The sequence below is a fragment of the Paraburkholderia sp. RL17-373-BIF-A genome (assembly GCF_046030175.1).
In the GTDB taxonomy this organism is placed as follows: domain Bacteria; phylum Pseudomonadota; class Gammaproteobacteria; order Burkholderiales; family Burkholderiaceae; genus Paraburkholderia.
On record NZ_JARESO010000240.1, the window covers coordinates 1 to 1,633 of the forward strand.

Below are 1,633 nucleotides of genomic sequence, written 5' to 3' on the forward strand. Positions count from 1 at the left end.
CTCGTCACCCATGGTTGCGTCGTGCCTGGTCCGCCACTGCCAGCGCGTGACGGTACCACTGGCCGCGCTGGTCAGTTTCTCGGCTTCGGTCCAAAAGCCGCGACGGGCCTTCACGCAGTCGATAAACAGCTCATAATCCGCTGCGACGGTCGTGGACATCGGGCTGGGTTCGACCACTGGCGCCATAGCAGGGTAGGGGAGCGCGTTGCCAGCGACATGCGGGCATGTCGTCGCGCAGCTATGCAGTCCGGCGATGGCGGCAGCCGGCGTCGCGGCGCAGACCTGCAGACGTGCGTTTTCCCAGCGGGCAACAAACTGACCATCGACGCCTTGATAGTTCGAGCCGACTCCGATATCCAACTCCGGAGTGAGTAGGCGATTTTGTACCGCGCGTTGCGGCCTTCGTGAACGATGGCCACGCGATAGTCGAGATTGGCGGACGGAGTCGGTTCCGGGATCGGTGCCACGCTAACGAACTAACGGCTCCGTGGCGATCGAGCTGCGTTGATCGCAGCAAAGAAGGTCAGCGCGCCCTGCGTTCTCGGAAGCTCGATAGGCGATGTCGTGGAGGGCGCGTGTCGACCCACTCCGGGCAGACAACTTGCTCCAAACCGGTCAGTCGGCCAATTTCAAGTTTGCGGACTGGAATGCCAGTAAGCGGCCGTTGGCGACCTCACCCAATCGGCCACAACCGGACACTCGACTTGTCAAACTGGATTGCTGGCAATCCCGCTGAACTCTTTTTGTCGAAGACGCGGAAAGTCTGTGATCGTCGGGAACGCCGCGATAGGGGAAATAAGAATTTTGATGGATCGCTCTACGGAATCGTACCGATTCCGTGAGACCAGAAAGACAGAAATCGTGAGACTGGCCGGATCGGCGGCTTGAGGACGAGGACGGCAACCGCAGGAATCAAGGCGCCGACCTACCAATCTTGATAGGTCGCTCCTGAGGGGCAGCGCGAGCGATAATTCGTGTGACGTTTCCCAACGGGGGATTTTTCATCATTGAAAGACCTCTCAATACATATTAACTGGCGCCACCTTGTTTTGATAATCCTTTTAATCATCCAGGAGCTTTAAAATGTCGGATCTTAATTACGGCGATACTTTTCACCTAAAAGTTTGGGGGGTGGGGATGGGCCCCACATCCGGCGCAAGAGGTTACCTTGCCCTCGATGAGTCAGGTGCGCTAACGACAACCGATCCAGAGGCCTCCTGGAAATTCGAGTCGCCCATCGGCAAAACTGGTGTTGTGGAGGTCCTTGACATCGTAAATATTGTGTATGCAGGACCAAACCAGAAATATCAGTCTTGCTATCTCCAAGGGGCCGCGGAGGCAACTACCCCCTCTATAACGGCTGTCTCCGACGATGGCAAATCGGACAAGAATTTGCAATGGGATATCGCCCTTCAGACCAATCAGTCAGGCCCCGTTACTGATGATCAGTATATTATGCTCTCATGCTGCAGCCACCCCGTAAACATCGCCGGCGGTAACGCTACCGGAGCATTCCTTGTTGACGAAGGCAGCGCTGCCGGCAATAGAGTTGGCACGCGACAAATAGGGAACGCAGGCGTTGGCGCCGATACTTGGTGGCAGCTGTGCGGCCTCACGCCGTCGCCGGCCCCCG

The 1,633-nt window shown here is 57.3% G+C and carries 2 protein-coding genes; one reads left to right on the forward strand and one right to left on the reverse strand.

Features of this window, described 5'->3' with window-relative positions:
• A partial coding sequence (locus P0D80_RS49995; RefSeq protein WP_408296115.1) for a hypothetical protein occupies positions 1 to 360 on the reverse strand: 360 nt, incomplete at its 3' end.
• 723 nt (positions 361 to 1,083) lie between these two features.
• On the opposite strand from P0D80_RS49995, the gene P0D80_RS50000 reads away from it, so the two are divergent.
• Positions 1,084 to 1,633: hypothetical protein (locus P0D80_RS50000; RefSeq protein ID WP_408296118.1), on the forward strand; the 550-nt coding region annotated here is incomplete at its 3' end.